Annotated in this window: 4 protein-coding genes; 3 read left to right on the top strand and 1 reads right to left on the bottom strand. The window is 41.0% G+C overall.

Features of this window, described 5'->3' with window-relative positions; translation table 11 throughout:
- Positions 1-112: 112 nt before the first annotated feature.
- A complete protein-coding gene (locus tag Q0791_RS24025) occupies positions 113-1,432 on the bottom strand; it encodes a glycosyltransferase family 4 protein (RefSeq protein WP_299011793.1) in 1,320 nt (439 codons plus the stop codon).
- Positions 1,433-1,805: 373 nt separating this feature from the next.
- On the opposite strand from Q0791_RS24025, the gene Q0791_RS24030 reads away from it, so the two are divergent.
- From Q0791_RS24030 to cydC, 3 genes are all read left to right on the top strand, one after another.
- Complete coding sequence (locus Q0791_RS24030) at positions 1,806-2,180, top strand: DOPA 4,5-dioxygenase family protein (protein WP_299011794.1); 375 nt, start codon at positions 1,806-1,808, stop codon at positions 2,178-2,180.
- A gap of 229 nt (positions 2,181-2,409) precedes the next feature.
- Positions 2,410-4,311 (top strand): cysteine/glutathione ABC transporter permease/ATP-binding protein CydD, encoded by a 1,902-nt coding sequence (gene cydD / locus Q0791_RS24035; RefSeq protein ID WP_299011795.1) that lies wholly within the window; start codon positions 2,410-2,412, stop codon positions 4,309-4,311.
- Positions 4,308-6,092 (top strand): cysteine/glutathione ABC transporter ATP-binding protein/permease CydC, encoded by a 1,785-nt coding sequence (gene cydC / locus Q0791_RS24040; RefSeq protein ID WP_299011796.1) that lies wholly within the window; start codon positions 4,308-4,310, stop codon positions 6,090-6,092. The genes cydD and cydC overlap by 4 nt, the downstream gene beginning before the upstream one ends.
- Positions 6,093-6,259 lie beyond the last annotated feature (167 nt).

Below are 6,259 nucleotides of genomic sequence, written 5' to 3' on the forward strand. Positions count from 1 at the left end.
TAGAGATAGGACTCGGATTTTGACGCATTTAAACGATCAGTCAACCGATCAATAAATCGTTAAATGATCGGCATTAATTCTCTTGAATGGCTTTTTTATTGGTGAAAATGGGTTAGTTTATGAGTTTGTTCTTGGCTTCAATCCATTGCGACATATATTGAGTACTTTTCATGCTGTGGTGCAATAACATGGAACCTAAAAAATTATTTTGGCGATGAGTGGCTAATGTGTGGTTTATCTCATCGATGCGCTTAATGAGTCGGTTTTGATATTTAGCTTCATCGAAGCGTTGATTGAGCCAATTGGGGCCGTTTTGCTGCAATTTAAGCCAGAGTGTTTTGTTGCGATAAAGCTCGATGGCTAATTCTGCAAAATGATGAAAATCATCATGACTTAATAGTGTCGCAGTGTTTTCTTCCACTGCTTCATTGGCCACACTATGATCAACAAGGCTGTTATTGACAAGCGTGTCATTGGCAAGGTGGTCATTTAAAAATAACCCTTCGCGACCTACGGATGTGGTCACACTGGGAAGGCCGCACTCTGCGGCATCAATGAATTTCCCTTTTAGGCCTGCTCCGAATCTGAGAGGAGACAATAATACTTTTGCATCGCTGAGCATGGCTTTTGCATCATCAACCCAACCTTTAACGAGAAAACCTTGCTTTTCATTATGAAGTTGCGTGGCTTTCTTAGGAGGATAAGCACCATAGATATGGAGCTGCGCTTGAGGTAATTTTTTGCGAATGAGTGGCCATATGTATTGTTTTAAACATAGAACTGCATCCCAATTGGGCTCATGGCGGAAGTTTCCAATAGAAACAAAATGTGCTCTTTGTTCAAAGGGGTTAAAAGAGGGATCCTTTAAAGCGGGCAACATGAAAGGAATATAAATTAAGATAGATTTAGGCACATTGAAGCGTTCTTGCAACAGCTTCATTTCATATTCGCTGATCATAATACTGAGATCGCAGCGTAAAATAGCGGCGATTTCACGTTTGGCCTGTTCGCTGTATAAATGATGATTATCGACAGCTTGTATAACGGTTTGAGGCTGAGCCTTTGCCATTTTTTGTCTGGCGAAACGTAAACAATGCAAATCTTCGGTGTCGAGGATCCTCAAGGCTTGAGGGCAATGTTTTTCAACCCGCCAAGCAAATTGCTCCTCCATCATGAAACGATCAAAAAGAACGATATCAGGCTGAAGTTGAATGATGAAATCATCAAAGCTGCTGTCATTGATATCAATATGGGTGGCGGTAATATTTAAATTTGATAAAACAACGGCATGTTCGCTACTCTGAGCCGGACTGGCATAAGTGATTCGGTATCCTTGCTGTGAAAAAGTGTTAAGAAGCTGCAGCATACGAGATCCGGCAGCACTGGAATTAGGTTCGGGCCAAACATAGCCTATAACGAGAAGTGTTTTCATGCCTAGATTATACCTAGGCGAGCTCATGTTTGGCACTGTAAATTGAGTGAAGAAATGGAGCGAATAAATAACCTGAACTCGGGATAAGCAGCGCCGCTTAATAGCACTATTTTTGCCCCTATCTGTGTTGTGCTTTCTACGAATAGCCCGCTATTAGAGTCGAAATCCCGCCTTGATACCGACAAAAATTGCAGTATTAAGCCAAGTCCGAAAATAAAGAATGACCTGACTCTAAAAGAGAATGTTGAGATTATTCTATAAGGGCTTAGGTTTTGTTGAAGTGGGGCGTTTTCGAGATTATTCTAAACAAGATGTGAATAAGCTATTTTATTGAGAACAGATATTGATTTAGCTAAATAGTAGGAACAATTAAATGTCAAAGAGCAACAATATAGACAATGAAAGTACTGTCTTGCCTGATAACCTTCATGAGTTTTACCATGCCCATGTGTACTTTGATGAAATGACTCTGCCGCTGGCAAGACAATTATGTCAACAAGCGGCGAGCTTATTTGAGGTTAAATTAGGTCGTATTCATCAAAAGTTAGTTGGACCCCATCCTAAATGGAGCTGTCAGTTGGCTTTTACTCGAATGGAATACGATACATTACTTCACTGGTTGAATGAAAATAGGCAAGGCTTATCCATTTTAATTCATGCTGATACAGGGAAAGATTTACAAGATCATACAGAACATGCGTCATGGTTAGGTGTACCATTAGCATTGAATTTGGCCGTATTCCGTTAAAAATAGGAAAAGAAGTGATGAAAGTAGGAGCAGGTCATTGACCCATTAAGGTTAATTTATTGCTGCTTTATCGAGTCAATCCTTACATTATTATTGCAAATGTTTATTTCATCATGGCTATTATGTGCGCCGTGTAGCATTTTTTCCTGCTTAAGTATCTTCTAATGTGGATGCTTGGGATACTCAAGGTAAGCCACGTATCAGCGCATCATCCGTAATTTGGAGTCCCATGGACAAATCTCAAGAGAAACTTTTACTCAAGTGGTTAAAGTCACATAAAAAAGCCAGTGGACACTATTTATCTTTGAGTGTGTTATTAGGCGTTTTAACGGGAGGGGCATTAATTATTCAGGCTTGGTTGTTGGCTCAATGTTTACATGGGTTGATTATTCTCAACATGCCAAAGTCTGACTTTGCATTTGAGTTTGTTGCATTTATCGCGATTATTGTACTGAGAGCCTTGCTTGCTTATGCAAGAGAAAGAGTCAGCTTTATGGCGGGTCTTCGTCTTAGGCAACACATAAGAGAGGCGGTGCTCAATAAGCTTTCAACACTTGGGCCAGTATTTATTAAAGGTAAACCTGCGGGCAGTTGGGCTACTCTGGTTTTAGAGCAAGTTGAAGATTTACATGACTTTTATGCAAAGTATCTACCCCAGATGATGCTAGCGGGTTTTATTCCTCTTATGATTTTGGTGAGCGTTTTTCCTATGAATTGGGCCGCAGGCCTAGTATTAGCCTTGACGGCACCTTTAATTCCTTTGTTTATGATTTTAGTGGGAATGGGAGCTGCGGACGCGAATCGAAAAAATTTCACTGCCTTATCGAGATTAAGCGGTCATTTCATGGACCGCTTAAAAGGGTTAAGTACCATTAAGTTGTTTTATCGAGGGGAGCAGGAGGCAAAAGCCATAGAAAAAGCCTCTAATGAGTTTAGAGAGCGGACTATGTCTGTACTAAGAATGGCATTTTTAAGTTCGGCGGTATTAGAGTTTTTTGCTGCCGTGTCTATCGCTGTACTCGCGGTTTATTTTGGTTTTAGTTATTTAGGTCATTTGAACTTTGGCAATTACGGCACCCCCGTGACCTTATTGACGGGATTCTTCGTGTTGATCCTCGCCCCTGAATTTTTTCAACCGCTCAGAGATCTGGGCACTCATTATCATGCTAAGGCGCAAGCCATTGGCGCCGCAGAAGCATTAGAAGCCTTATTGTCATATGAAGAGCAGACATCATCACTGGATCAAGAGGAAAAATCGAATGCGGCAACAACATCTCATTTAACACCTGATGCATCGAATACCACTTCGACAGTGATTAATGAGTTTGTTGACATAAAAGTAGAAGAGTTAGAGGTGATGAGTTTTGACGGCCAACGATTGTTAGGTCCAATCAGCTTTGAGTTAAAAGCCAATGAGCATATTGCCATTGTGGGTCCAAGCGGGGCAGGTAAAACCAGTTTGCTCAATGCCATCATGGGTTTTTTGCCTTTTCGTGGTGACATTTTTGTCAATGGTATTGCATTGTCCAGTGTTGATTTAACCCATTGGCGAAAGAGGTTGACTTGGCTTGGCCAAGAGCCGCAATTATTTCATGGCACAATTCGAGACAATGTGGCCTTTGCTAATCCTGATTTAACGGACACACAAGTGATTGCATTATTGAAGGCTGCAAGTGCAATGGATTTTATCACGCCTCTGGCATTAGGTATTTATCATACTGTTGGAGAGCAATCGTCAAGTGTTTCCGTTGGGCAAGCGCAGCGCATTGCCCTTGCTCGTGCTTTAGCCCATAACGCAGATTTGTATTTATTAGATGAACCGACAGCCAGTTTAGATAGCCATAGTGAACAATCGGTAGTGCTTGGTTTATCAAAGGCAATGAGTTTGAAGACTAGCATAATGGTGACCCATCGCTTGGAGCAGCTTAAAGAAAAAGATCGAATCTTGGTATTGGATGAAGGAAAATTGGTTCAGGAAGGGCGCTTTGAGGAGCTTGCAAGTTGCGATGGTTTATTTTGTCATATGTTAAATGAAGCAATGGAGTCAACACTCTTTTTTGATCCCACTTTTGATGAAATGTTTGAAAAAAGTCCTTTAGAAAAAAATGTCTCTAAGGAAGAAGATCAATGAAAGTATTAATACCTTATCTTTATATGTTTAAAAAGCAGTGGTTGATGCTATCAGTGGGACTATTACTGAGTATCGTGACTTTATTGGCCGGTATTGGTTTGCTGTCATTGTCGGGATGGTTTTTATCTGCCTCAGCCATAGCGGGTTTAAGCTTAGTGACCGCTCAAGCATTTAATTTTTTTACTCCAGCCGCAGGTGTGCGCTTTTTTTCTATTACGCGCACAGCCAGCCGCTATGGTGAGCGGTTGGCGACACATCAGGCGACATTTCAATTATTAACCCAATTAAGGTGCTGGGCTTGGGGGAAGTTGTTACCTTTAAGCGCACTAGACTTGCAAGGGATAAGGCGTGCAGATTTACTCAATCGGTTAGTTGCCGATATCGACACACTGGATCATTTATATCTTCGTCTTGTTACGCCAATTTTTGCGTCTTTATGTGTGCTTGTAGGCTTATTCGTTTTTGTTTCATTCTTTGATGTGTATTTGGCAATGGTATTATCTGGAACCTTGTTGATATTATTGCTTGCAATCCCCATACTTTTTTATCAATTAGGGAAAAAGCCTGGTCGAACTCTCATTGAAATGAAGCGGCAGTATCGCACCATTTTATTGGATTATATTCAAGGTCAGGCAGAGCTCACATTGTTTGGTGCTCAAGCGAGATATCGTGATCAACTCGAAGCGGTTGCCCTTAGGTTTTACAACAGCCAAAAAAACATGGCGAATATTACCGCCCTAAGTCAATCTTTACTCATCATGTTACATGGTGGCACACTGGTGTTATTAATGTATCTAGCGGCGTCTGGTGTTGGCAGCCATAATCCACCTGGCCCTATGCTCGCCATGATAGTTTTTATGGCCATGGCGACGATTGAAATGTTGATGCCCATTGCGGGGGCATTTCAACATTTATCCAGTTGTGTTGCATCAGCAACGCGAGTCAGCGAATTAACTCACCAAACGCCGAGTATCTTATTTCCCGAAATGAGTCTCAGTAATGGCGGTAATGTCAGTGCGCCTGAAGCATTGGTGATTAGAAATTTGCATTTTGCTTATGAGAGTAAACAAGCTGTGCTATCGGGTATTAACCTTTCTATTCAGAAAGGAGATAACGTGGCGTTACTTGGAAAAACGGGTTGTGGAAAATCCAGTTTATTATCATTGATCACCAGAGATTGGTTAGCAAAAGAAGGTAGCATTCACATCAATGGGCGAAATATTGCTGACTTTAGTGAGGCGAAATTACGCCAAAGCATGACTGTGATGAGCCAACGTGTTTACTTATTGAGTGGCACGCTCAGAGATAACTTGCTCCTTGCCATGAATACTCAGCCTAGCAAAATGAAAAAGCAGGAACGAGAAAAACTTGATAAACACTTAATTCAAGTATTGCATCAAGTGGGCTTGGATTATTTAGTGGCATCAAAGGAGGAAACCACAAATGGACTCGATCAATGGATAGGTGAGGGAGGAAGGCAACTGTCTGGTGGTGAGCAAAGAAGGATCGGTGTGGCTAGAGTGTTATTAAGAGATGCGCCACTATTATTATTGGATGAACCCACTGAAGGACTGGATAAGAGAACAGAGCGAGATATTTTGCAGTTATTGTTTGCGTTCGCTAAAGACAAAACCATGTTGATGATAAGTCATCGACTCACTGCGATGCCACTTATGGATTACGTACATATTTTAGAACATGGGGAAATCAGGACTTCTGGTACCCATAACACCTTATTTGAAACAGATGAGTATTACCGTAGCCTTTATTCGGCGCTGTAAATGATAAGCTTAATTTATGGCGATAGTATTTTAGGCAATTATTTGTCATTTTGTGGATAACTTAGGGGGTAAATAGTGCGGAACTTGTGCTTAATAAATAAAGTGAAAATAAATGCTTTTTTTCTTTAAAAAGCCCTTGCGCTAATTTCAAATCTCCCTATAATGCG

The sequence above is a fragment of the uncultured Shewanella sp. genome (genome assembly GCF_947495455.1).
Taxonomy (GTDB): domain Bacteria; phylum Pseudomonadota; class Gammaproteobacteria; order Enterobacterales; family Shewanellaceae; genus Shewanella.